The organism is Pseudomonas sp. BMS12 (assembly GCF_001592875.1).
In the GTDB taxonomy this organism is placed as follows: domain Bacteria; phylum Pseudomonadota; class Gammaproteobacteria; order Pseudomonadales; family Pseudomonadaceae; genus Aquipseudomonas.
In genome coordinates this window covers 19,701-44,197 of record NZ_LSOF01000015.1, presented here as the reverse complement: position 1 = coordinate 44,197, position 24,497 = coordinate 19,701, and the positions used below count along the sequence as shown (strand labels likewise).

23 protein-coding genes and 1 pseudogene are annotated in these 24,497 nt (G+C 64.2%); 10 read left to right on the top strand and 14 right to left on the bottom strand.

The annotated features are described in order from the left end of the window. Positions 1-4 precede the first annotated feature (4 nt). The 5 genes from AYB31_RS15045 to AYB31_RS15025 form a co-directional block, all read right to left on the bottom strand. Positions 5-352 carry a hypothetical protein gene (locus tag AYB31_RS15045; protein ID WP_068829514.1) on the bottom strand — a complete coding sequence of 116 codons (348 nt, stop codon included), beginning with the start codon at positions 350-352 and terminating at the stop codon, positions 5-7. Further along, positions 345-1,325, bottom strand: a complete 981-nt coding sequence (locus AYB31_RS15040) for a M23 family metallopeptidase (protein ID WP_068829513.1) — start codon at positions 1,323-1,325, stop codon at positions 345-347. Before AYB31_RS15040 ends, AYB31_RS15045 begins: the two co-directional genes overlap by 8 nt. Positions 1,326-1,570: 245 nt before the next feature. Next, a complete protein-coding gene (locus AYB31_RS15035) occupies positions 1,571-2,512 on the bottom strand; it encodes an AEC family transporter (protein ID WP_068829512.1) in 942 nt (313 codons plus the stop codon). Positions 2,513-2,587: 75 nt separating this feature from the next. Continuing rightward, positions 2,588-3,148, bottom strand: coding sequence for a response regulator transcription factor (locus AYB31_RS15030; protein ID WP_068829511.1), 561 nt, complete (start codon positions 3,146-3,148; stop codon positions 2,588-2,590). Further along, entirely contained in the window at positions 3,141-4,400 is a 1,260-nt protein-coding gene (locus AYB31_RS15025; RefSeq protein WP_153020729.1) for an ATP-binding protein, read from the bottom strand. Before AYB31_RS15025 ends, AYB31_RS15030 begins: the two co-directional genes overlap by 8 nt. 254 nt (positions 4,401-4,654) lie before the next feature. On the opposite strand from AYB31_RS15025, the gene AYB31_RS15020 reads away from it, so the two are divergent. The 7 genes from AYB31_RS15020 (at position 4,655) to AYB31_RS14990 (ending at position 12,791) form a co-directional block, all read left to right on the top strand. Then, on the top strand, positions 4,655-5,368 hold the full coding sequence (locus AYB31_RS15020; RefSeq protein WP_068829509.1) for an SIMPL domain-containing protein: 714 nt from the start codon (positions 4,655-4,657) through the stop codon (positions 5,366-5,368). Between the two features lie 212 nt (positions 5,369-5,580). Then, positions 5,581-7,182 carry an ABC transporter substrate-binding protein gene (locus tag AYB31_RS15015; RefSeq protein ID WP_068829508.1) on the top strand — a complete coding sequence of 534 codons (1,602 nt, stop codon included), beginning with the start codon at positions 5,581-5,583 and terminating at the stop codon, positions 7,180-7,182. Positions 7,183-7,236: 54 nt separating this feature from the next. Next, positions 7,237-8,823, top strand: a complete 1,587-nt coding sequence (locus AYB31_RS15010; RefSeq protein WP_068829507.1) for an ABC transporter substrate-binding protein — start codon at positions 7,237-7,239, stop codon at positions 8,821-8,823. 77 nt (positions 8,824-8,900) lie between these two features. Further along, positions 8,901-9,911, top strand: a complete 1,011-nt coding sequence (locus tag AYB31_RS15005) for an ABC transporter permease subunit (protein WP_068829506.1) — start codon at positions 8,901-8,903, stop codon at positions 9,909-9,911. A 12-nt stretch (positions 9,912-9,923) separates the two neighbouring features. Further along, complete coding sequence (locus AYB31_RS15000) at positions 9,924-10,835, top strand: ABC transporter permease subunit (protein WP_068829505.1); 912 nt, start codon at positions 9,924-9,926, stop codon at positions 10,833-10,835. Positions 10,836-10,845: 10 nt separating this feature from the next. Then, a complete protein-coding gene (locus AYB31_RS14995; RefSeq protein WP_068829504.1) occupies positions 10,846-11,820 on the top strand; it encodes an ABC transporter ATP-binding protein in 975 nt (324 codons plus the stop codon). Then, the gene (locus AYB31_RS14990; RefSeq protein ID WP_068829503.1) at positions 11,820-12,791 is read left to right on the top strand and encodes a peptide ABC transporter ATP-binding protein; all 972 of its coding nucleotides are present in this window, start codon (positions 11,820-11,822) and stop codon (positions 12,789-12,791) included. The genes AYB31_RS14995 and AYB31_RS14990 overlap by 1 nt, the downstream gene beginning before the upstream one ends. A 6-nt stretch (positions 12,792-12,797) precedes the next feature. On the opposite strand, the gene AYB31_RS14985 is transcribed toward AYB31_RS14990, so the two are convergent. Continuing rightward, on the bottom strand, positions 12,798-13,946 hold the full coding sequence (locus AYB31_RS14985) for an ABC transporter substrate-binding protein (RefSeq protein WP_153020725.1): 1,149 nt from the start codon (positions 13,944-13,946) through the stop codon (positions 12,798-12,800). A gap of 373 nt (positions 13,947-14,319) precedes the next feature. Between AYB31_RS14985 and AYB31_RS14980 the strand changes: the two genes are divergently transcribed. Then, the gene (locus tag AYB31_RS14980) at positions 14,320-14,850 is read left to right on the top strand and encodes a hypothetical protein (RefSeq protein WP_068829502.1); all 531 of its coding nucleotides are present in this window, start codon (positions 14,320-14,322) and stop codon (positions 14,848-14,850) included. Positions 14,851-14,944: 94 nt separating this feature from the next. Here AYB31_RS14980 and AYB31_RS14975 read toward each other — a convergent pair whose 3' ends face one another. The 5 genes from AYB31_RS14975 to AYB31_RS14955 form a co-directional block, all read right to left on the bottom strand. Next, positions 14,945-15,868 (bottom strand): biotin-dependent carboxyltransferase family protein, encoded by a 924-nt coding sequence (locus AYB31_RS14975; protein ID WP_153020724.1) that lies wholly within the window; start codon positions 15,866-15,868, stop codon positions 14,945-14,947. After that, on the bottom strand, positions 15,865-16,539 hold the full coding sequence (locus tag AYB31_RS14970) for a 5-oxoprolinase subunit B family protein (protein ID WP_068829501.1): 675 nt from the start codon (positions 16,537-16,539) through the stop codon (positions 15,865-15,867). Before AYB31_RS14970 ends, AYB31_RS14975 begins: the two co-directional genes overlap by 4 nt. Next, positions 16,536-17,279: a 5-oxoprolinase subunit PxpA gene (locus AYB31_RS14965; RefSeq protein WP_082805317.1), complete on the bottom strand. Its 744-nt coding sequence runs from the start codon at positions 17,277-17,279 to the stop codon at positions 16,536-16,538. Before AYB31_RS14965 ends, AYB31_RS14970 begins: the two co-directional genes overlap by 4 nt. Before the next feature lie 25 nt (positions 17,280-17,304). Further along, positions 17,305-17,832: a DUF2569 domain-containing protein gene (locus AYB31_RS14960; protein WP_082805316.1), complete on the bottom strand. Its 528-nt coding sequence runs from the start codon at positions 17,830-17,832 to the stop codon at positions 17,305-17,307. Positions 17,833-17,928: 96 nt separating this feature from the next. Continuing rightward, positions 17,929-19,092 (bottom strand): type III PLP-dependent enzyme, encoded by a 1,164-nt coding sequence (locus tag AYB31_RS14955; RefSeq protein WP_068829499.1) that lies wholly within the window; start codon positions 19,090-19,092, stop codon positions 17,929-17,931. A 499-nt stretch (positions 19,093-19,591) separates the two neighbouring features. On the opposite strand from AYB31_RS14955, the gene AYB31_RS14950 reads away from it, so the two are divergent. Continuing rightward, positions 19,592-20,842: a cation:proton antiporter gene (locus tag AYB31_RS14950; protein ID WP_068829498.1), complete on the top strand. Its 1,251-nt coding sequence runs from the start codon at positions 19,592-19,594 to the stop codon at positions 20,840-20,842. On the opposite strand, the gene AYB31_RS14945 is transcribed toward AYB31_RS14950, so the two are convergent. Further along, positions 20,825-22,702: a sensor histidine kinase gene (locus AYB31_RS14945; protein ID WP_068829497.1), complete on the bottom strand. Its 1,878-nt coding sequence runs from the start codon at positions 22,700-22,702 to the stop codon at positions 20,825-20,827. The genes AYB31_RS14950 and AYB31_RS14945 overlap by 18 nt on opposite strands. Next, positions 22,699-23,355, bottom strand: a complete 657-nt coding sequence (locus tag AYB31_RS14940) for a response regulator (RefSeq protein ID WP_068829496.1) — start codon at positions 23,353-23,355, stop codon at positions 22,699-22,701. Before AYB31_RS14940 ends, AYB31_RS14945 begins: the two co-directional genes overlap by 4 nt. A gap of 217 nt (positions 23,356-23,572) precedes the next feature. Here AYB31_RS14940 and AYB31_RS22350 point away from each other — a divergent pair. After that, positions 23,573-23,767 (top strand): annotated as a pseudogene (locus AYB31_RS22350) (ESPR domain-containing protein); the annotation flags it as partial. Between the two features lie 396 nt (positions 23,768-24,163). Here the strand turns inward: AYB31_RS22350 and AYB31_RS22055 are convergent. Beyond that, on the bottom strand, positions 24,164-24,358 hold the full coding sequence (locus AYB31_RS22055) for a hypothetical protein (RefSeq protein ID WP_068829495.1): 195 nt from the start codon (positions 24,356-24,358) through the stop codon (positions 24,164-24,166). Positions 24,359-24,497 lie beyond the last annotated feature (139 nt).

The following is a 24,497-nucleotide window of genomic DNA, read 5'->3' as shown; positions in this document are numbered from 1 at the left end:
GTGATTAACGGTCTTGTTGCTGCCGGAAGAACGTCAGATCGGTCTTCAGTTTCTTGACCTGTGCTGCCAGGTCGCCATTGCGCCGCACCAGTTGTGCCTGGGCAGCTTCCGCCTCGCGCTGCTGCATGCGCAGCTGCGCCAGGCTGGCCTTGAGCTCGGTGTTCTCACGGGTCAACTGGCTCAACTGGCCCTGCAAACCGGCCTCCTGCTGCAGGCGCAGGTAGGCGGCCAGGCCGATGCTAGCCAGCAGGAGCAGCACCAGCCACACCCAGCGCCGGCCGGGCTTGTGGCCGACCAGATGCAGGTGATGCTCGCCACGCAGCAGGTCGCGGGTCGACAGCGCCTTAGTCATGAGCCAGGGCGTCGCTGTCGTGGGGCAGGTCGCCCAGCGCCAGGAAACGCTGCGGGTCGACGAAGCGGCCGTTGTGCTGCACCTCGAAGTGCAGGTGCGGGCCGGTGGAGCGGCCAGTGGAGCCGACTGCCGCGATGCGCTGCCCCGGCGTCACCACATCGCCGGCCTTCACATAGAAGCGCGACAGGTGGGCATAGCGGGTAACCAGGCCGTTGCCGTGATCGATCTCCAGCAAGTTGCCATAGCCGCTGTGGCGCTGGGCTGAGCGCACTCGGCCGCCCGCCGCTGCAACCACGTCGGTACCCGAGCGAATGGAGAAGTCCAGGCCGGAATGAAAAGCCAGATGCTTGTTGAAGGGGTCTACGCGGTTGCCGAAGGCCGAACCCAGGCGGGCACCCTGCACCGGACGGTGCGAGGGAATGGCCATCAGCGCGGCATTGCGGCTGGCCACCCGTTCCAGCAACTGGTCGAGCGCACCGCGCAGGCAGCGGGCCGCCGTCTCGCTGCGCTGCAACCCTTCGAGTGAGGCCGCGCCGCGTTCCAGACTGGCATCGGCACAACCCCGCGGCGGCAACAGGACACCACCTTTGCCGGCATCCTTGGCAACCGTCACCAGTTCCGGCATCAGCGTCGGGTCGAGGGCCGAGACCTGCTCGGTCAGGCTCTTGTGCTCACCCAGCATGCGCCGCAGCAACAAGGCATCGGCCTCCAGCGAGCGCAGCCGCCCTACCAGTTCACCCACTCGCGCCAGGGCGAAATTTTCTTCGACTGCCGGTGCGGCAGCCTGGGCCACGTTCGGTGCCTGCACCACAGGCGTACTGCCCAGGCCCTGACCGATCCAGACGCCACCGGCGAAGGCGCCCAGGTTGCACAGCAGTAACAACGCCAGGCCCGGCATTAGCAGGCGGCGCGGATTGACGACCCGAATGGTGTCGCGGGTAAGGGACCGACTAGACGGCGAAATGAACTTCATAGTGGCTTCCCGGAGAACAGTACGGCCTGCCGAAAAGGCAGGCCGTCGAATGTCGAAGGGGAATTTGACCCAATTCGACAAAGATTTCTGCGGCCTATTGGGCGATTACGACAATTGCCCGGCGTTGGTTTGTCGACGCAATCGCAGAACCATACAGGATTGACGAATGCGGGGCGAACAGCCGCGATCAGCAGGGAAGCAGCCGACATTCATGGCAAACGGCTATTGCCGGCATTGCCCTGACCTCAGATCCAGCCGCCCCACTGCAGCACCAGCAGGCCGATATTGGTGGTCAGCACGGCCATCAGCGTGGTGATGACGATGATGGTGCTGGCCAACTCGTGGTTGCCACCACTGGCCTTGGCCATGACGAAGCTGGCCGCTGCAGTCGGACTGGCGAAATAAAGGAAGAGAATGCCCAGTTCGACATTGCGAAAGCCGCAAAGAAAGGCGCCAAAGGTGGCCAGCAGCGGTAGCCAGACCAGCTTCATCAGGCTGGCGCTAAGGGCCAGGCTGCTACCTTCGCGCAACGAGGTCAGGGTCAGGGTGCCGCCAATGCAGATCAGTGCCAGGGGCAAGGTCATGCTGGCGAAGTAGTCGCCGGAAGTCAGCAGCCACGCCGGTAGCTTTACCTGCCAGTAGGCGAAGGGGATGGCGGCCACTACCCCGAGAATCAGCGGGTTGGTGACAATGCTGCGGGCGATACTCCAAACATCGGCTTTGCCATTGCGCCCATACACCGCCAGCACGATCGCCGACAGCGTGTTGTACGACAGGATTACCACCCCCCCGAGGATGCCGCCGAGCGACAGGCCATAGTCACCGTACAGACTGGTCGCCAGGGCCAGACCGAGGATGCCGTTGTTGCCACGAAAGGCACCCTGGGTATACACGCCGCGCTCCTCGTGCGGCACCCGCAAGATGGCCCAGCCCCAGGCCAACAGAAAGGTCACGATGGTGGCCAGCAGAAAGTAACCGAGCAGCGCCGGTTGCAGCGCAGTACGCAGGTCGGCATGCAGGATGGCGAGGAACAGCATCACCGGCATGGTGCCCTTGAACACCAGGCTGGAGGCCGTATCGATGAAGCGGCCGTCGATCCAGCCCAAGCGTTTGAGCGCCACGCCGACGAACAGCATGGCAAATACCGGAGCAGTGGCGGCGAGCGTCTGCTGGACGACAGCGAGCATGGTGACCCCAAAATATGATTAGGGCCCTAATGATACCTGCGTACAGCGCTAAAAGGCTTTCACCAGCCTTTCAATCTAGCGCCGCACCGGGCGCTTCTGCAGTTTGCGCTGCAGGGTCCGCCGGTGCATGCCCAACGCCCGCGCCGTGGCGGAGATGTTGCCCTCGTGCTCGGCCAGCACGCGCTGAATGTGCTCCCACTGCAGCCGATCCACCGACATCGGGTTTTCCGGCACCAGGGTTTCCAGGTCGGCATGCTCGGAGAGCAGCGCGGTCAGCACATCGTCGGCATCGGCCGGCTTGCACAAGTAATTAGTGGCGCCACGCTTGATCGCCTCCACTGCCGTGGCGATGCTGGAGTAGCCGGTGAGAATCACCACGCGCATCTCGGCATCCAGCTCCAGCAGCTTGGGCAGCAGCACCAGGCCGGAGTCGCCTTCCATCTTAAGGTCGAGTACGGCGTAGTCGGGCAGGTCTTCCTTGGCCAGGGCCAGGCCCTCTTCCGCCGAGTTGGCCACGCTCACGCGCAGGCCACGACGATCCATGGCGCGGGCCATGACGCGGGTGAAGGTGGGGTCGTCGTCCACCAGCAACAGGTGCGGCTGGTCTTCCTGGTCGTGCAGTTGTTCGTCAGACATGCTCATCTCCAAGCCGCGGCAGCAGCAGTTCCGTCAGCGTGCCGCCTTCTTCGTGGTTGTAGAGTTTCACCGAACCGCCGGCCCGCGTCACGCTGGCCTGGCTGAGGAACAGACCGAGACCGAAACCCTTGCCCTTGGTGGTGAAGAAGGGTTTGCCGATCTGCTCGGCAATGGCCAGCGGCACCCCGGCGCCGTGGTCGCGGATGCTCAGGTTGATCCAGGTCTCGTCCCAGGTCAGGCAGATATCCAGCTTGTCCGGGCAGGCATCGGCGGCATTGTTCAGCAGGTTGAGCAGCGCCTGGGTCAGGTCGGCCGGCGGCAGCAGGCGCGGCACCGCACCGCCGCCCAGGCACTGGAAGCGGTAGGTGGCCTCGGGGCGCATCAGATGCCAGCGATTGAGGGTGCTCTCCAGCCATTGCACGGCGGTCTGTTCGAACACCGCCTGACGGCGATCGGCCTCCGCGGCGCGCACCAGATGCTGCAGGGTTTCCTTGCACAGCTTGACCTGTTCCTGCAGCAACGCCAGATCGTCCTGCAGGGCCGGCTTGTCGCGGTACTCCTGGCGCAGCTCCTTGATCAGCACGCTCATGGTCGCCAGCGGCGTGCCCAGTTCGTGGGCGGCGCCGGCGGCCTGGGTGGCTACCGCCAGCAGTTGCTGATCACGCATGCCTTCCTCGCGGCGCAGCGCCTGCAGTTCGTCCTGGCGGCGCAGCGCGCCGGCCATCTTGGCGGCGAAAAAGGTGATCAGCACCGCCGCCATCGCCACCGACAGCCACATGCCGTAGATCAACAGCGATTCACGCTGGACCATGGGAATGTTCAGCGGATGCGGCCAGAACAGCAGCAGGCTGTAGCCCGCGAGACCGAGGCCGCACAGGGCCATGGTGTGCAACCTGGGCAGGGTCGCCGCGGCAATGGTCAGCGGCACCAGGTAATAGGAGACGAAGGGGTTAGCCGGACCGCCCGAGTAATACAGCAGCACGCTGTGGATCACCAGATCACAGGCCAGCTGCACCGTGTACTCCAGTTCGGTCACCGGCCACGGCCCGCGCAGCCGCAGAGCAGTCAGCAGGCACAGGCCCAGCGCCACGCCGAGGGTGATGCACAGCGCCAGCCAGGGCAACGGCAACATGCCGGACAGGTAGGCGATGCCCACCGAGCCGGCCTGGGCGGCCAGCACCAGCAGGCGGATCAGGGTCAGGCGCCAGAGGTTCTGGCGACTGGCGGAGAGTAGCTGGACAGGGGCGTAGATAGAGGTCGTCGGCATGTTCGCGAGTATAACCAGAGGGCCTGGGTGGCCGCCTGCCTGCGGCAACCGGACGCAGAGAAACAAGCGACTGTGATGTCACGAGGTTGAGAAGCCGCCCGGCATACCGTGAGAACGACTGGGGCAACGGCCAACTCACTACCTGTAACAAACGACAAACAAATTCTGCGAACCCGCCTTAACCCGAATAGTCTGAGCCCTTCGTCAAACCCCAGGACAACCACCCGCAAGGAGTTCCCATGCACGCATTCCACCGTCTCGCCGCCACCTTCGCCCTCGGCCTGGCCACCTGCGCCAGCCTGCCGGCCCTGGCCGACGAGCCGCGCTACAACCAGATTTCGCTGCACGCCGAAGTCAGCCAGGAAGTAGCCCACGACCGCATGTTCGTCACCCTCTACAGCGAAGCCCAGGACAAGGACCCGGCACACCTGGCCAGCGGCATCACCGCTACCCTGAACAAGGCACTGGAGCAGGCGCGCAAGGTCAAGGGCGTCAAGGTCAGCCTGGGCAGCCGCAACAGCTACCCGGTGTACGAAGACGAAGGCAGCAAGATCGGTGCCTGGCGCGAGCGCGCCGAACTGCGCCTGGAAAGCGCCGACTTCGCCAGCCTGGCGCAGCTGTCCGCCGACCTGCTGGGTGAGCTGAAGATGGCCGAGATGAGTTTCGCCGTCGCCGAAGACACCCGCAAAAGCAGCGAGGACACGCTGATCAAGGAAGCGGTCGAAGCCTTCAAGGCCCGCGCCCAGCTGGCCACCGCCGCCATGGGCGGCAAGAGCTACAAGCTGGTCAACCTGAGTCTCAACGGTGGCGGCTTCCAGCCGGTGATGCCGATGCGCGCCATGGCCATGGATCGCGGCAGTTTCAGCAAGAGCGAGGCCGCGCCGCAGATCGAGGCCGGCACCAGCCGCATCCAGCTGAGCGCCGACGGCACCATCGAAGTGCAGATGCCCTGATCGAGCAACGGGCGCTGCCACCTTGCGAGGCGGCGCCTGCCTTCTCCCCCGACCTAACCTGTCGATATTGCGACAACTGCTTACAATTTCATCACAACTACTACACTGATCGGCGCTCGGCCCTTGCAGCAGGCACACGCCCTGCATAGCTTCACGCAAGGTGCCCACAAGGCATCCCTCACGATGAAAACCACAAAAAACATGAGGTCGACATGCGCAAGAACGCCGTTATCCAGGCTCTCCTCGCCGCTGGGCTGATCGCCAGCGCCCCCCTCGCCAGCGCTGCCAGCAGCCTGGTGTTCTGCTCCGAAGGCAGTCCCGCCGGATTCGATCCGGGCCTGTACACCACCGGCACCGATTTCGATGCTGCCGCGGAAACCGTGTTCAACCGCCTAACCCAGTTCGAGCGGGGCGGCACCGCCGTCATTCCCGGCCTGGCCGAGAAGTGGGACGTCACCCCAGACGGCCTCACCTACACCTTTCACCTGCGCCCGGGCGTGAAGTTCCACACCACCGACTACTTCAAGCCGAGCCGCGAGTTCAACGCCGACGATGTGCTGTTCACCTTCCAGCGCATGCTCGACAAGGACCACCCGTTCCGTAAGGCCTACCCGTCGGAGTTCCCCTACTTCACCGACATGGGCATGGATACCAACATCGCCAAGATCGCCAAGATCGACGACATGACGGTGCAGTTCACCCTCAATGAAGTGGACGCGGCCTTCATCCAGAACCTGGCCATGAGCTTCGCCTCGATCCAGTCCGCCGAATACGCCGACCAGCTGCTCAAAGCCGGCAAGGCCGCCGACATCAATCAGAAGCCGATCGGCACCGGCCCGTTCGTGTTCAAGCGCTACCAGAAGGACGCGCAGATCCGCTTCACCGGCAACAAGGACTACTGGAAGCCGGATGACGTGAAGATCGACAACCTGATCTTCGCCATCAACACCGATGCCTCGGTGCGCATGCAGAAGCTCAAGGCCGGCGAGTGCCAGGTCACCCTCAACCCGCGTCCGGCCGACCTCGACTCGCTGGCCAAGGACCCGAACATCAACATGCCCTCGCAGCCGGGCTTCAACGACGGCTACATCGCCTACAACGTGCTGCATGCGCCGCTCGACAAGCTCGAAGTGCGCCAGGCGCTGGACATGGCGGTGAACAAGCAGGCGATCATCGACGCCGTGTACCAGAGCGCCGGCCAGCTGGCCGTCAACGGCATGCCGCCGACCCAGTGGTCCTACAACGACAGCATCAAGGACGCCGGCTACAACCCGGAGAAGGCCAAGGAGCTGCTCAAGGCCGCCGGGGTACCGGAAGGCACCGAGATCACCCTGTGGGCCATGCCGGTGCAGCGCCCGTACAACCCCAATGCCAAGCTGATGGCCGAGATGCTCCAGGCCGACTGGGCCAAGGTCGGCATCAAGGCCAAGATCGTCACCTACGAGTGGGGCGAGTACCTCAAGCGCTCCAAGGCCGGCGAGCATGACGCCATGCTGATCGGCTGGAGCGGCGACAACGGTGATCCGGACAACTGGCTGGGCACCCTGTATGGCTGCGATGCGGTCGACGGCAACAACTTCTCCAAGTGGTGCTACGAGGACTACGACAAGCTGATCAAGGCCGCCAAGCGCACCACCGACGTGGCCGAGCGTACCAAGCTGTACATGCAGGCCCAGGTGGTTCTCAAGGAGCAGGTGCCAATCACCCCGATCGCCCACTCCACCGTGTACCAGCCGATGCGCAAGAACGTGCAGGACTTCAAGATCAGCCCGTTCGCGCTCAACTCCTTCTACGGCGTGAGCGTCGGCAAGTAAGCCGGCTGCCGGGCGGCCGCGTGCCGCCCGGTTCTCCCGTAGAAGGACGCATTCATGCGCAGTTTCCTCATGACCCTGGCGCTCTGCGTCAGCCTGCCCGTGCTCGCCGAACAGTCCCTGGTGGTCTGCTCCGAGGCCAGTCCGGAAGGTTTCGATATCGTCCAGTACACTGCCGCCACCACCGCCGATGCCTCGGCGGAAACGCTGTTCGAGCGCCTGGTGCAGTTCGCCCCCGGCAGCACGCGTTTGGTGCCGGCCCTGGCCGAACGCTGGCAGATCAGCGACGACGGCCTGCGCTACACCTTCGAGCTGCGCCGTGGCGTACGCTTTCATGAAACGCCCTGGTTCAAGCCGAGCCGCGACTTCAATGCCGACGACGTACTGTGGAGCTTTGAGCGCCAGCGCGAACAGCATCATCCATGGCACGCGCTTTCGCCGCGCGGCTTCCCCTATTTCGAAGCCATGGGCTTCGCCGAACTGATCGACAAGGTCGAGAAGCTCGACGACTACCGCGTGCGCTTCACCCTGAAACACCCCGAGGCGCCCTTCCTGGCCGACCTGGCCATGGGCTTTACCTCCATCTATTCCTCCGAGTACGCCGCGCAGCTGCTGAAGGCCGGCACGCCCGGCAAGCTCAACAGCCAGCCAATAGGCACTGGCCCCTTCGTCTTCGAGCGCTATGCCAAGGACGCGCAGATACGCTTCCGCGCCAACCCGACCTACTGGGCCGGCAAGCCGGCGCTGGACAAGCTGTTGCTGGCCATCACGCCCGACCCCAATACCCGCCTGCAACAGCTCAAGGCCGGCGCCTGTCAGATTGCCCTGCATCCACGCCCCACGGATATCGCCGACCTGCGCCAGGAACCGAAACTCAAGGTGCTGGAGCTGGATTCGCTGCTGACCGCCTACGTGGCGCTCAACACCCGTCACAAGCCCCTGGACGACGTGCGCGTGCGCCAGGCCATCAATCTGGCCTTCGACCGCCAGGCCTACCTGCGCGCCCAGTATGGCGAAGGCAACGCCAGCCTGGCGGTGGCCCCTTACCCCGCGACCCTGCCGGGCTTCGACCAGGGCCTGCAGCCCTGGCCACTGGACCAGGCCCGCGCGCGCCAGCTGCTGGCCGAGGCCGGCCATGCCCAGGGCCTCAAGCTGTCGATCTGGACCCGCCCCGGTGGCGGCCCAACCAACCCCAACCCCGGTATCGGCGCGCAGATGCTGCAGGCGGACCTGGCCGCCATCGGCATCTACAGCGATATCCGCGTGTTCGAGTGGGGCGAGCTGATCAAACGCGCCAAGAACGGCGAGCACGACCTGGTGTTCATGGGCTGGGCCGGCGACAACGGCGACCCGGACAACTTCCTCACCCCCAACCTGTCCTGCGCGGCGGCCGCCAGCGGTGAAAACCAGGCCGGCTGGTGCAACAAGGATTTCGATCAGCTGATCCGCGAGGCGCGCCGGGTTACCGAGCCGGACCGCCGCGCCGCGCTGTACCGCGAGGCACTGCTGATCTTCCATGAACAGGCGCCATGGATCGCCCTGGCCCACCCCAAGCAGTTCGCCGTACTGAGCAAGGATGTCGAGGGTTTCGTGCTCAACCCCATGGGCTCGAACAACTTCAGCCAAGTACGGCGGATGAAATGAAGCAACAGGCATGACCTGCCCCATAACCATAAGCCCCACAAGGGCACAGACCTGATGACGCGGAGTACCACAACGCAATGCTGTCGTTCATAGCCAGACGCCTGGGGCTGCTGATCCCTACCTTCTTCGGCGTCACCCTGCTGACCTTCGCCCTGATCCGCCTGATTCCCGGCGACCCCGTGGAAGTGATGATGGGCGAGCGCCGGGTCGACCCCGAAATGCACGCCGAAGCCATGCACCGCCTGGGCCTGGACCAGCCGCTGCCGATCCAGTACCTGAACTACATCGGCCAGCTGGCCCAGGGCGACCTGGGTCAGTCGCTGCGCACCCGCGAAGGCGTGTGGCATGAGTTCCTCACCCTGTTCCCCGCCACTCTGGAGCTGGCCCTGGCCGCGCTGCTGTTCGCCGGCACGCTCGGGGTGATCGCCGGCGTGGTCGCCGCGCTCAAACGCGGCTCACTGTTCGACCACGGGGTGATGGGCATCTCGCTGACCGGCTACTCCATGCCGATCTTCTGGTGGGGCCTGCTGCTGATCATGTTCTTCTCGGTCTACCTGGGCTGGACCCCGGTCTCAGGGCGCATCGACCTGCTCTACGACATCGAACCGAGAACCGGCTTCATGCTCATCGACAGCCTGCTCAGCGAGGAAGAAGGCGCCTTCCGCGATGCCCTGATGCACCTGATCCTGCCGGCCATCGTGCTGGGCACCATCCCGCTGGCGGTGATCGCCCGCATGACCCGCTCGGCCATGCTCGAAGTGCTGCGCGAGGACTATATCCGCACCGCCCGGGCCAAGGGCCTCTCCCCCGCGCGCGTGGTGTTCGTGCATGGCCTGCGCAACGCGCTGATTCCGGTGCTCACGGTGTTCGGCCTGCAGGTCGGCGCCCTGCTGTCCGGCGCGGTACTGACCGAGACCATCTTCTCCTGGCCCGGCATCGGCAAGTGGCTGATCGAGGCCATTGGCGCCCGCGACTACCCGGTGGTGCAGAACGGCATCCTGCTGATCGCCTGCCTGGTGATCCTGGTCAACTTCGTCGTGGACATCCTCTACGGCCTGGTCAATCCCCGTATCCGTCATCAGCGCTGAGGAGGCCCGGACATGACTCAAGCCAATGCAATGCCCGCCGCCGATCAGGCGCTGCTCTATCCCTCGCCGCTCAAGGAGTTCTGGCAAGCCTTCGCCCACAACAAGGGCGCCGTCGCCGGTCTGCTGTTCATGTTGCTGATTGTGTTCTGCGCGCTGTTCGCGCCCTGGGTCGCGCCCTTCAACCCCAGCGAGCAGTTCCGTGACGCCCTGCTCACCCCGCCAGCCTGGCTGGAAGGCGGGCAACTGCAATACCTGCTGGGCACCGACGAGGTCGGCCGTGACATCCTCTCGCGCCTGATCCACGGCGCCCGCCTGTCGCTGCTGATCGGCCTGGCCTCGGTGGTCATGTCGCTGCTGCCCGGCATCCTCCTCGGCCTGATCGCCGGCTTCTACCCGAACCTGCTCGGCCCCTCGATCATGCGCCTGATGGACATCATGCTGGCCCTGCCCTCGCTGCTGCTGGCGGTGGCTATCGTCGCCATCCTCGGCCCGGGCCTGATCAACACGGTGATCGCCATCGCCATCGTCTCGCTGCCCTCCTACGTGCGCCTGACCCGCGCCGCGGTAATGGGCGAACTGGGCCGCGACTACGTCACCGCGGCGCAGCTCGCGGGCGCCGGCAAACTCCGGCTGATGTTCGTCACCGTGCTGCCCAACTGCATGGCGCCGCTGATCGTGCAGGCCACCCTGAGCTTCTCCTCGGCCATTCTCGACGCCGCCGCGCTGGGCTTCCTCGGCCTCGGTGTGCAACCGCCGACCCCCGAGTGGGGCACCATGCTGGCCTCGGCCCGCGACTACATCGAACGCGCCTGGTGGGTGGTGTCGCTACCAGGGCTGACCATCCTGCTCAGCGTGCTGGCAATCAACCTGATGGGCGACGGGCTGCGCGATGCGCTGGACCCGAAGCTGAAGAATGCGCAGTAAGGAGCCCGTCATGAGTCTTCTCGATATCCAGAATCTCAGCGTGCGCTTCGGCGCCGCCGATGCGGTACCCGTGGTCGACGGCCTCGACCTGAGCGTGGACAAGGGCGAGGTATTGGCCATCGTCGGCGAGTCCGGCTCGGGCAAATCGGTGACCATGATGGCGCTGATGGGCCTGATCGACGCTCCCGGCCGGGTCACGGCCGACAGCCTGCGCTTCGATGGGCACGACATGCTCGCGCTCAAGGGCAGGCAGCGCCGGACAGTGGTCGGCAAGGACCTGGCCATGGTGTTCCAGGACCCCATGACCGCACTCAACCCCAGCTACACCGTGGGCATGCAGATCGAAGAAGTGCTGCGCCAGCACCTCGGCCTCAAGGGCAAGGCCGCTCGCGCCCGCGCCCTGCAGCTGCTCGAGCGGGTGGAAATTCCCGGTGCCGCCAGCCGCCTCGATGCGTACCCGCACCAACTCTCCGGCGGCATGAGCCAGCGCGTGGCGATCGCCATGGCCATCGCTGCCGAGCCCAAGCTGCTGATCGCCGACGAACCGACCACGGCGCTCGACGTGACCATCCAGGCGCAGATCATGGACCTGCTGCTCGACCTGCAGCGTAACGAAGGCATGGGCCTGGTGCTGATCACCCACGATCTGGCCGTGGTCGCCGAAACCGCCCAGCGCGTGTGCGTGATGTACGCCGGGCAGGCCGTGGAGATCGGCAGCGTGCCGCAGCTGTTCGATGCACCAACCCACCCCTACACCGAAGCGCTGCTCAAGGCGATTCCCGAGCACAGCCTGGGCGCCGAGCGCCTGGCCACCCTGCCCGGTATCGTTCCCGGCCGTTACGACCGCCCCGCCGGTTGCCTGCTGTCGCCACGCTGCCCCTATGCCCAACCGCATTGTCGCGAACAACGCCCGGCGCTGGAGCCACACCAGCGCGGCGCGGTGCGTTGCTTCTATCCCCTTAATCTCAACGCGGAGGTGGCCTGATGAGCAACGTACTCGAAGCCCGCGACCTGACCCGTCACTACGAAATTTCCCGCGGCCTGTTCAAGCCCAGTGCCGTGGTGCGCGCCCTGAACGGCGTGTCCTTCAGCCTGGGGGCCGGCAAGACCCTGGCTGTGGTCGGCGAGTCCGGCTGCGGCAAGTCGACCCTGGCCCGCGCCCTGACCCTGATCGAAGAGCCCAGCGCCGGTAGCCTGCAGATCGCCGGCCAGGAAGTGGCCGGCGCAGGCAAGGCCCAGCGCAAGCAGCTGCGCCGCGACGTGCAGATGGTGTTCCAGAACCCCTACGCCTCGCTCAACCCGCGGCAGAAGATCGGCGACCAGTTGGCCGAACCGCTGCTGATCAACACCGACCTGTCACGCAACGAACGGCGGGAAAAGGTGCAGGCGATGATGCAACAGGTCGGCCTGCGCCCCGAGCATGCCCAGCGCTACCCGCACATGTTCTCCGGCGGTCAGCGCCAGCGTATCGCCCTGGCCCGCGCCATGATGCTGCAGCCCAAGGTGCTGGTGGCGGACGAGCCGACCTCGGCGCTCGACGTGTCGATCCAGGCTCAGGTGCTCAACCTGTTCATGGACTTACAAGAACAGTATGAGACCGGCTACGTGTTCATCTCGCACAACCTCTCGGTAGTGCGCCACGTGGCCGACGACGTGCTGGTCATGTACCTCGGCCGCCCGGCCGAGATGGGTCCGGCCGAGCTGATCTACGAGCGGCCGCTGCATCCCTACACCCGCGCCCTGCTCTCGGCCACGCCAGCCATCCACCCGGACCCGGCCAAACCGAAGATCAAGATCGCCGGCGAGCTGCCCAACCCACTCGATCCGCCGCCAGGTTGCGCCTTCCACAAGCGTTGCCCGTACGCCAGCGAACGCTGCCACAGCGAAGTGCCAGAGCTGCGCCTGCTCGATGCGCGCCAGGTGGCGTGTCACCACGCGGAGGACATCACCCCCTGAGCCTGCTCAACGCATGTGCCGCACCGGCACGGCACGCCCCTGCTCGATACGGGTGAGGTAGACGGCGTCCGACCCCTGATGATCGTCGGGGGCGAACGCCACGCGGAAACCGCCCAGGTCGACGTCCAGCGACTCCAGTACCTCGACCAGTCCGGTGCGGGTCGGCTGCGCCCCACCGCGGCGCAGCGCCTCGACCAGAACCGCCGCCCCTATATAGCCCTCCAGCGAGGCATACCCCGGTGGTACGCGGCCCATGGCTGCCTGGTATTCGCGCACCAGCGGCAGCGAGGCATCCTGGGGCGAGGGCACCACCTGAGAGATGTGCACCCCCTCGCCGGCCGCACCCACCTCGGCGATGAAGTCCTCGGTACCGACGAAAGACACGCTGAAGAAACGCGCCGGCATGTCCAGCTCCCGGGCCAGGCGCACCGCTGCTGCCATCTGTTTATAGGTACCGACGAAGAAGATCGCCTGCGGCTGTGACGGGCGCAGCGCCTGCAGCGCCGGAGCAACCTCCAGTGAATTGCGCAGGAAGCGCTGCTCGGCACTGATCTTCAGGTCGCGTTTGTGCAGCGCGCCAGCCAGCCCACCCTTGACCGTCTCGCCGAAGGAATCGTCCTGCATCAGCAAGGCCACCCGCTCGAAACCAAGGTCCTCGGTAATGCCCGCCACCAGGGCTTCGGTCTCGTCGAAATAGGAAGCCCGCACATTGAACACCCAGCGATGTACCGGCTCGCGCAGCACCTCGGCACCGGTGAACGGGAAAAGATAGGGCACGTGCGCTGCCAACACGCCAGGCATGGCCGCACGCGAGGTCGGCGTACCGACAAAACCGAGCAGGGCAAAGACCTCAGCGGAATCGATCAGCTCCTGGCTCAGGCTGGCGGTACGGCGCGGCTCGTAGCCATCGTCCCGCAGCAGCAAGGCCAGCCGCCGTCCATGTACGCCGCCGCGGGCATTGACCTTGGCGAAATAGGCTTCGACACCGGCGCGAACCCCACGCCCCAGACCAGCCGCGGGCCCGCTCTGGGCATTGACCATACCCAGGCGCAGCTCGTGGGCGGATACGCCCTCCTCGGCACGCAGTGACGTACAGAGCAGCAGGCAGGCAGGAACGGCGAAACAACACAACAGCTGCCGCAATATTTTCGACATCTCGACCGGACTCTTCAGCAATGGGTCCTTTTTCTTCTACGTCCTGCACAAAGGCCGATGCGCTAGCGCAACCATCATGCTCGACGCCCTCTGTCTTTCAGCTTAGCGCCATTGGCTGCATCAGGCTCGCGCATCGCCAGGATAGATACAGCCGATACGCATCGAATTTATCGATAATTAACAACGAGCACCAAGCGTTCCAGTGGCGAGCAAACGAGACAGATAAAATCCTGGAAAGCCCCACGGATACTGGGCGCAAGCAAACTATCAACGGCATCGATTACTAACATTGCCACCCTCAAGTTTTATATCGAATTTACCTGAGTAACATAGGCCCCGTAGTCAACTTCCAGCCCCAAACGGAGCCACTCAAATGAAAAAGCAAATTCTCACCGCCCTGTTCGTTTCTACCTTCACCCTCAGCGGCCTGACCCTGGCCGAGGACGGTTTTGATCGCACCCTCGCCGAAGACGGCTTTGACCGTACCGGCAGCTACATCGTCGAAGATGGCTTCGACCGCACCGGCAGCAACGTTGCCGAAGACGGTTTCGATCGCACTGGCAACAACGTCGCCGAAGACGGTTTCGATCGCACTGGCAACAACGTTGCCGAAGATGGCTTCGATCGCACCAGCAATAACGTCGCCGAAGACGGCTTCGACCGCACCAGCAACAACGTCGCCGAAGATGGCTTCGATCGCACCAGCAACAACGTCGCTGAAGACGGTTTCGATCGCACTGGCAACAACGTCGCCGAAGACGGTTTCGATCGCACCGGCAACAACGTCGCCGAAGACGGCTTCGATCGCACCGGCAGCAACGTCGCCGAAGACGGCTTCGATCGCACCGGCAACAACGTCGCCGAAGACGGCTTCGATCGCACCGGCAGCAGCCAGATCGGTTAAGTAACAACTGCGATACGAGAGGCACTCGCACTAGAAGTTGACTGCGTACCTCTATGCCCGAAGGCGCCCATGTGGCGCCTTCGGCATTTCTGCCTCATGTCCGGCCGAAGAACCGATAGAACTCGCGCAGCTCGGCCTGGGCGTCGCTGACGCTGACCTGGGTGAACCTCAGCCGCTGGCGCGGCGCGCACTGAGCCAGGCGCCACTGATCCAGCGGATGCAGCCACCCCAGAACGGGATACCCGCCCATGGTCTGGCGATCGGCCTGCAGAATGATTGGCTGGCCGTCCGCCGGCACCTGGATGCAGCCGCGCGCCACGCCCTGCGACCACTCGCGCCTGGGCGCTTGCAGCGGCTCGCCCTGCAGGCGCGCGCCCATGCGGTCGCTCTGCGTATCGAGCAACCAGTGCTGAGCGAAAAAGGACTCCAACTCCCCGGCCACGAACTCCACCGCATCACCACCCGTGATGACCCGCAGCAACGGCAGGGCCCGGTAATCCGCGTGATAGCGCCAGGGCACACTGCCCCCACGGTCGAAATAGCCAGGCTGGCACGCGAGCAGATCACCCTCGGCCAGGGCGAGCCCCCGCCCATCGAGCCCACCCAGGCCTTCACGCACCTGACTGCAGACACTGCCCAGCACCTGCGGCGCGTTAAAACCACCGGCGGCAGCCAGATAGATACGCTGTCCGCTACGGGCAAAACCTATCTGCAGACGCTGCCCGGCGCGCACGAAGAAGCGCGACCAGGGCATCACGGGAATACCATCCAGATGAATCGAAGCATCCGCGCCAGTCAGCGCCAGCCAGGTATCCAGGGTACTTTCCAGCTCCAGGCCGCCCAGGGCGGTCTCCAGCAACGGCGCTCCCCACGCATTGTTCAACAGGCGATTGGCCCAGGCGGCGGCGTGCCAGTCCAGCGGACCGCTGGGTGACACCCCCAGGTGCTGCCAGCCATGCCGCCCGCCGTCCTGCAGCAGACTCAAAGGGCCAGGCTTGAGCACCCGCAGACCGTTCAATTGGCGGCCTCGGCGCGATAGCGCGCCTCATCGACAGGGACAAAACGTACCCGGTCGCCCAGCGCCAACGGACAGGGTGGAATACGCCCGGCATCGAACAGCCGCCAGGGGCACAGACCGAGCAGGTGCCAGCCACCGGGCGAAGCCTGTGGATAGATGGCCGTCTGTCGCTCGGCAATGGCCAGGCTGCCCGCCGCAACCGCTGTACGCGGCGTTGCCAGCCGCGGCAGGATCAAGGCTGCGGGCAGCTCACCCAGATAGGCAAAGCCGGGGGCGAAGCCGATGGCGCCGACCCGGTATTCCACGCCGCTGTGCAGCTCGACCACCCGCTCGACCGAGATACCGCAGGCTTGCGCCACCGCCCCCAGGTCCGCCCCGGCATACCACACCGGGATTTGATGCAGCTGCCCGCCGCCCTCACCCGCCGGCTCCACCAACCAGTCCTGCAGCAATGGCGCCAAACGCTCGGCCAATTGCAGATGATCGGTGTGCAACAGGTCGTAATGCAGGAGCAGGCTGGTCCAGCCCGGCACCAAATCGCCGAGCAACGGCCCCAGCTCTGCGCGGATGCGCTCGGCCAGGCGGGCGATGCGCAGCGGCAAGCCGGCATCGGGTTGCTCGGCCAGTACCAGCAACAGGGCCTCGACCCCGACCGGTTCGAAGCGGATCACAGGCTGTCCAGTTGCGCTCGCAACCTGCGCAGCACCGCCAGCGACTCGGCATTGTCGCCATGCACGCAGAGGCTGTCGGCCCGCAATTGCAGCGGCTTGCCGTCGAGATCGGCGAAGGGCTTGCCACGGGCGATGGCCAGCGCCTGGTCGAGAATGCGCGCAGGCTCATGATGCACGGCGCCAGCCAGGCGCCGCGGCGCCAGCTGGCCGTCGGCCTGGTAGGCGCGGTCGGCGAAGGCCTCGAACAACAGCGGCACGCCGGCCGCCTCGGCCAGGCGCCGTTCGCGCGAATTATCGGCCAGGGCCAGCACCATCAGCGGCAGCCCCCGGCGATAGCTCGCGCAGGCTTCGAGCACGGCGACGAACAAGGCATCGTCGCGCACCAGGTCGTTGTACAGAGCGCCATGTGGCTTGACGTAGGCGACCTGGGTACCGGCCGCGCGACAGAAGGCGTCCAGCGCACCGAGCTGGTACAGCACCAGGGCGGTGACCTCCTCCGGGCTACAGCTCAGATGGCGGCGACCGAAACCCTGCAGATCGGGATAGGACGGATGGGCACCGATGGCCACGTCATGCTGCATGGCCAGGGCCACGCTGCGGCGCATGATCAGCGGGTCACCGGCATGGAAACCGCAGGCCAGGTTGGCCTGATCGATCAGCGGCATGGCGTGCTCGTCGTCGCCCATGCGCCAGGCACCGTAGCCTTCGCCCATGTCGCAGTTGAGAAGAATTCTGTTCATCGCATCAGTATGGTCGCAAAGCCTGTCAGCGGACGAAGGTATTCCTGACCCGGGCGGATACCAGGAAGTAAGGTATCCAGATCAGCGCGGCAATCAACGAACGCAGCATCTCCTTCAGGCTCTCCGCATCATCCTCGGCCGCCACAGCCGGAATGAGATCGGCAACGAAAAAATCGATCGTCACGAAGATCGCCGCGAAGGCATACCAACCGATGGCCAGGCGCGGGGTGTATCTGGACCTGAGGAAGAAGCAGACCAGAGTGACTGCCGCAAGCGCAATCAGCAGAAGGTTGCCTGTCACCTCGAACACCATCACCGGCGCCCAAAGCGGGTGATAGCCAGGAGAGCCGACCTCGGTCAGGTACTGCCAGGTGCCATCGGTGAACATTGGAAAATAGCTGGTGAGCAGCAGGTGGCCGATACGCAGCGGGCTGATGACCAGGCCCAGAACCACCAGAATCAGCCAGCCACCCAAGCCGACCGGCCCCTGACGAGTCCCGGCTGGCGAACCTTCCAGCTCTGCCCCTGGTGTTGCATAACGTCGATCCTGCATACGCCCTCTCCTTGTGCTGGTGGCCGCACCATTAGAAACCAGCTGCACATACAAACAAAACCCCGCCGGAGCGGGGTTTGTCTGCAGCGCATCGACTCAGATATAGAACGCCTTCAGCGGCGGGAAGCCGTTGAACTCCACCGCACTGTAGCTGGTGGTATAGGCGCCGGTGGACAGCCAGTACAGGCGGTCTTCGGCGGCCAGGTTGAGCGGCAGGCCGTACTTGTAGTTCTCGTACATGATGTCGGCGCTGTCGCAGGTCGGGCCGGCGATCACCACCTCTTCCATCTCGCCCTTCTTCTCGGTCCAGATGGGGAACTTGATGGCCTCGTCCATGGTTTCGATCAGGCCGCTGAACTTGCCCACGTCGGTGTAGACCCAGCGTTCCACAGCGGTACGCGACTTGCGCGCGACCAGCACCACTTCGCTGACCAGGATACCGGCGTTGGCGATCAGCGAGCGGCCCGGTTCGAGGATGATTTCCGGCAGCTCGTCACCGAAGTCCTCTTTCAGGAAGCGGGTGATTTCCTCGGCGTAGGTCTCCAGATCATTGGTGCGCTGGATGTAGTTGGCCGGGAAGCCACCGCCCATGTTGATCATCTGCAGGGTGATGCCGTCTTCTTCCTTGAGGCGCTCGAAGATCACCTTGACCTTGGCGATGGCGGCATCCCAGACGTCGATGTCGCGCTGCTGCGAGCCAACGTGGAAGGAGATGCCGTAAGGCACCAGACCCAGCTGTTTGGCTAGAACCAGCAGATCCAGGGCCATGTCCGGGTTGCAACCGAACTTGCGGCTCAGCGGCCAGTCGGCCGAGGTGGAACCTTCGGTGAGGATGCGCACATAGATCTTCGAGCCCGGCGCAGCCTTGGCGATGTTGCGCAGGTCCGCTTCGGAGTCGGTGGAGAACAGGCGCACGCCCTTCTCGTAGAAGTAGCGAATATCACGCGCCTTCTTGATGGTGTTGCCGTAGCTGATGCGCTCCGGGCCGACGCCGGCGCTCATCACCTTGTCCAGCTCGTAGATCGAGGCGATGTCGAAGTTCGAGCCCTTGTCGCGCAGCAACTCGGTGATCTCAATGGCGGGGTTAGCCTTCACCGCGTAGTAGATCTTGGCGAAGGGGAAGCAATTGCCGAGCTGATCATAGGCATCGGAAATGGTCTGCTTGTCGATCACCACGAAGGGGGTTTCCTCCTGATCGGCAAGCGCCTTCATGCGCTGGAAAGTGGCGGGTGCGAAATAGTCTTCGACCTTGATCGACATGCGTGGGACTCCCATTGGGCAAAACCAGGAACACAGTTATTCGGGCAGCTGAACCAGCCACAGGTTCAACTACGCGTCGGGGGTGGCCGTGGAGGGCCGGAACGTCTGATCAGTTTCCCCACTTTGGTTCGCCTACTTCCCAAGGCATGTCGCCGAGAATCATCGAGTACCCGCCAAACAGGATAGGCACTCGGCAACCTCTCGTCGTCAGTACTTGAGCCGGATGGATCGTTGCCAGCATGGACGTTCGGGCGCGAACTTTAGGACCATGAAGGCACGATATCAATGAAAAATTGCCGCCTATTGACAGCTTACTGTCGCTTGCCCGGTTGACTGTTTTCGATACTCAACAAAATGTCAGGAATGCTGCACAAAACCAGACCCGCCGCGGCCGCCAGAAGAGGTCACGGATCACAGCCCAGGGTAGTCGATTGGTTCTGCAGGGCGACTTTCCGTATGCTCTGCGCGCGCACCGCCCGCCCAAGGAAAAGGACTTCGCATGCTTGACCTCGCCGCCGCCTTCATCGTCTTCACTTCACTGCTAACCTACGCCAACTATCGCTTCATCCGCCTGCCCCCAACCATCGGCATCATGGCCACCGCACTGCTGTTCTCGGCCATCGCCCTGGGTTTTTCGGAGCTTGGTTACCCGGTGTTGGAGCATGAGTCTCAGGAACTGATCCGACGCATCGATTTCTCCGAAGTACTGATGACCTGGTTCCTCCCGGCCTTGCTGTTCGCTGGCGCGCTACATGTGGATCTGCGCGACCTACGCGACTACAAGTGGCCAATCGGTCTGCTGGCCACCTTCGGCGTACTGCTGTCCACCGCGCTGATCGCTACGCTCAGCTACTACACCTTCGCCCTGTTCGGCTGGCAGGTGGACTTCCTTTATTGCCTGCTATTCGGCGCCCTGATCTCGCCCACCGACCCCATTGCGGTGCTCGGCATTCTCAAGTCCGCCGGTGCACCCAAGCCCCTGGCTACCACCATAGTCGGCGAGTCGCTGTTCAACGACGGCACCGCAGTGGTGGTGTTCGCCATCCTGCTGGGCATCCTGCAACTGGGCAGCACACCGGAGGCCAGCGCCATTGGCTGGATGTTCGTGCATGAGGCGATTGGCGGCCTGGTCTTTGGCGCCGCGCTCGGCGTAGTGGTATTCGCCATGCTGCGCAGCATCGATCAGTACCAGATCGAGGTCATGCTGACCCTGGCTCTGGTCCTCGGCGGCTCCGCACTGGCCACCCACCTGCACGTGTCCGGGCCAATCGCCATGGTCGTCGCCGGCCTGATCATCGGCAACCACGGCCGCAACCACGCCATGTCCGACGAAACGCGCCGCTACGTGGACAAGTTCTGGGAGTTGATCGATGAAATGCTCAACGCCCTGCTGTTTGCCCTGATCGGCCTGGAACTGCTGTTGGTGCCGCTGACCTGGCTGCACCTAGTGGCCGCCTTCACCCTCGGCGGCGCCGTGCTGGTGTCACGCTGGTGCACGGTGGCGCCGGCCGTTGCCCTGCTGCGCAAGGGCGGCCGCAACATACAGAACGGCACCACGCGCATCCTCACCTGGGGCGGCCTGCGCGGTGGTATCTCGGTGGCCCTGGCGCTGTCATTGCCTGCGGGCGGCGAACGCGACCTGTTGCTGGGCATCACCTACATCATCGTGCTGGTGTCGATCCTGCTGCAGGGTCTGTCCATCGGCAGCCTGGTGCGCTGGGTATATCCAGCCTCAACTGTCACCAAGTGAAGGTTGCTCTCTGCTGATCGGTAGCTGCACAGTCACGCAGGTACCGACAGCAGATCCGCCAGTCGACCAGGACACAGCTCCGCCGAGGGCGGCGGTCCGAGAGCGGATATTGCCAAGACCACGCCCCGTCGATGAAGAAACCACGGCAGGCATGCCACGACCATCGTCCAGCACCTGCAGCTGCACCGCCTGCCCGTCAGACGTGGCCGACAGCCGCACCTGACTGGCACCAGCATGCTTGATGATATTGGTCAGGGCTTCCTGAATGATGCGAATGACATGCAGAGCACTGTCGGGCGACAACCAGCTCAGCTCCGGCAAGTCATCTACCCGCCATAACAGTTTGATACCGGCCGCCTCCAGGCGTGGTCCGAGGCGATAGCGCAAAGTGGCCAGAAGCAGGTTCAAGTCCTTGCCCTGCGGCTCCAGCGTATCGATGGCCAGGCGCATGTCATCGAGACAATCGCGCAGCACCTGTTCGATGCGCTCGGCTTCCAGCTCGCCGCGTTTTACCACTTGCAACGCCCCCACCAGCGAAGCGCCCAGACCATCGTGCATGTCCTGCATCAGGCGCTGGCGCTCACCGGCCAGTACTTCGCGCCGCTCGACCTCACGCAGTTGCTGGTGGCTCTCTTCCAGCTCCGCTTCACGCTCCGCCAAACGCAGGGCCAGCAGCTCGTGACTGCGCTCCAGCCCCTGGATGCTGGCCAGGTAGCGCTGTCCGAGCACCATGCAGAACAGCAGGCAGAAGCCGATCTGCCAGTAAGGCAGCAAATACAGGCTGTCCAGGCTTAGGCGGTAGTTCTGCATCAGTATGTCGTGCACCGAAAACAGCACGCCCAGCAAGCTGCCCCAGGCCAGCATTCTCGCCAGCCAGGACACACTGCGCCGGGCTGCACCAATCACCACAGGGATGGACAGCAGGAACATCAGACCACCGCCCATATAGCAGAGCGAAGCCAGTGCCGCGATGCTCTCTGCCGACTGCCACAGCGGCAGGGTCAACAGGGTCGAGGCGAGCATGAAGCCAACCAGCCCGAACTCCAGCCAGCGCACGCGACGGGCACACAGACGCAAGGTGAACAGTTGGTTGATCGACACCAACCAGCCGATGGAGTTGATGGTGATCCAGCCGAACCAGTCCGCCGACAGCAAGCGGGTATCCAGCGGCCCGAGAAAATGCAGGATACGCAGGCAATAGAACACCGCCGCCACGAAGAACAGGATGTAGATCGGCTCGTGTCGGCGCCGGCTCCATACGCCCAGCGCAAAAACACCCAGCGCCAGCACCGCAACGCCGATGGCCGCCGGCAGCCACACCTGGGCGATCAGCCGCAGACGGTAAGAGCCCAGCAGTTCGGCTTCAGTACCCAGCCAAAGACTGGAAATCCCGCCGCCCAGGCCCGCCAGGCTGTCCATACGCAGCAGCAGCTCCCTGGGCCTGGGCTGCCCATCGAGAGCGTCTAGAGCCAACCACAATGGGGTGTTGAAACCGTTCCAGACACGATCCCCCGTGGAGCGCCAGAGCAATCTGCCATCGCCATACAGGGCCAGTTGGCCGACGGTCTGCCAGCGCGGCAGGTAGAAGAAAAGCGGCTCGGCGGAAGCCGGTACCGGCAAGCGGTAGTAAGTCGTGCGAATACCCTGATGGGTATCGGGCTCCAGGCCACGCGGCTCGCTTACATGCGGCAAAGACACCCGCTGCCACGTACCCGGCGACATCTGCTGATGAGCAGGCGGCGCCAGAAACTCTGCGGCAGGCGCGGTCAGGGTAAAGCTCTCCACCTCCTGCGCATGTACCGGCTGCGCCGCGACCTGGGCGCTTAACAGCAGCAGGCACAGGGCGAACCATCCCCTCACTGTGACGAGTCCATGGCAACCAACCCCAGACGAAAGGCCTCACCCACCGCAGCCGCCTTGGAACGCACGCCGAGCTTTTCATACACGCGGCGCACATAGGTCTGCACCGTCCAGGGCGACACCTGCAGCAACTCGGCAATTTCCGCCGCCGAGTAGCCCCGAGTGATCTGCTCCAGCACCTGCAGCTCACGGGGCGACAATTCCACTGCAGAAGGCTCGTTGGCCTGCGCAGCCGGTGGTTGAAAGTGACGCAACAGGCGCCGGGCGATCATCGGGCTGATCGGGCTGCCACCGGCATGCAGCGTGCGAACTTCATCGACGATGCCGCTGGCCAGCGAATCCTTGAGCAGATAACCGCTGGCGCCGGCCTGCAGAGAGGCGAACACCCGCTCCTCATCACCAAACAGGGTGGCGACCATCACCGCACAATCCGGCCAGGCCTGGCGGGTGGCGCGGATCATCTCGATGCCGGAGCCATCCGGCAGGCCGAGGTCCACCAGCAACACCTCGGCCGCAGGGCCGTCGAGCAGAGCCAGGCCCTGCGCCAGGGTTACCGCCTCAGCCTGCAGAACCACATCATCAACCCGCGCCAACGCCCCACGCACCGACTCGCGAAACAGTGGATCGTCCTCCACCAGCACCACGCCAATCATTCCGTTTTCCTGTGTGCGGCACCGCTCACTGCGCCGAAATACGTCCTGAAAGCCGCAAGCTTGTCGCTAAAGCGGGGGACAGACAAGTCAAGGCAACAAACGTGCGCCCACTTCCTGCTGCCAGGGTTAAGCGGCGCGTGGCTAGCACCATATGAGTGTCGCCTCCAGCAAACAGCAGGAGGGTCTCTAACGAGAAAACCTCCACCCTGTCCCTCGGTTGAGGGACAGACAGCACCTCACCCTCCCCGCAAAATTCTGCTGTTTGCCAACGCAGGGAAAGCGCCACAGAGCGCCCAGGGGTAGTGGTTTGAACCGTATTTATCGCACCGTTTTCAATCGCAGCCTGGGGCAATACCAGGTGGCGCCCGAGCGTACTGGTAAGCCAAGCTCTGCATTTAAACCAAAAGCCAGCCAAGCAGCCCTCTCCAAAGACTTACTCCTGGCCATCCAGACAATCAGCCTGGCGACGACCCTCAGCATTAGCAGCATTGCCTGGGCAGCACCTGGCGATGGCGGTAGTAACATCTACATGATTGGAGGAGCCAGTGGTAATGGCGGTGGCACTATGGTTACTACTAGCGGCATCAGCGGCAGTAATGGCAATGGCGGTGCTGGCGGCAGCGATGGCGTTTTGGATGCCGCCGGCGGTAGCGGCGGGGCATCAGGCACCTCACCAGGCTTTACAGGCAATGGCGGCGGCAACGGCGGCAATGGTGTTGGCACTAGCAACGGTGGCGGTGGCGGTGGCGGTGGTACAGGGCTTTTTGCCAGCAACGGTGCGGTTACGATCAATAGCGGCAGCAGCGCTTCAGGCGGCAATGGCGGCAATGGCGGCGATAGCGCGAGCTTTTTCGGTGGCGGTGGCGGTGGCGGTGGCAACGGGGTAACGCTGGCCAACGGTGGAAGCCTGAACAATTTCGGCACTATTACAGGCGGTAATGGTGGCAATGGCGGTGCTGGCGGCGTAAGCCATCGGATTGGCGTAGGCGGAGGGGGGGGCCATGGTGTTTCGGGCGCCAATCTGGACATAACCAACGCCGGCATTATCAGTGCCGGCCGTGCAGGCTCCGGAATCGCTCCTGGTTTCAGTCTGACCCTCCCTAACGATGGCGCGGCAGTGCAATTCACTGGCGGCGACAACT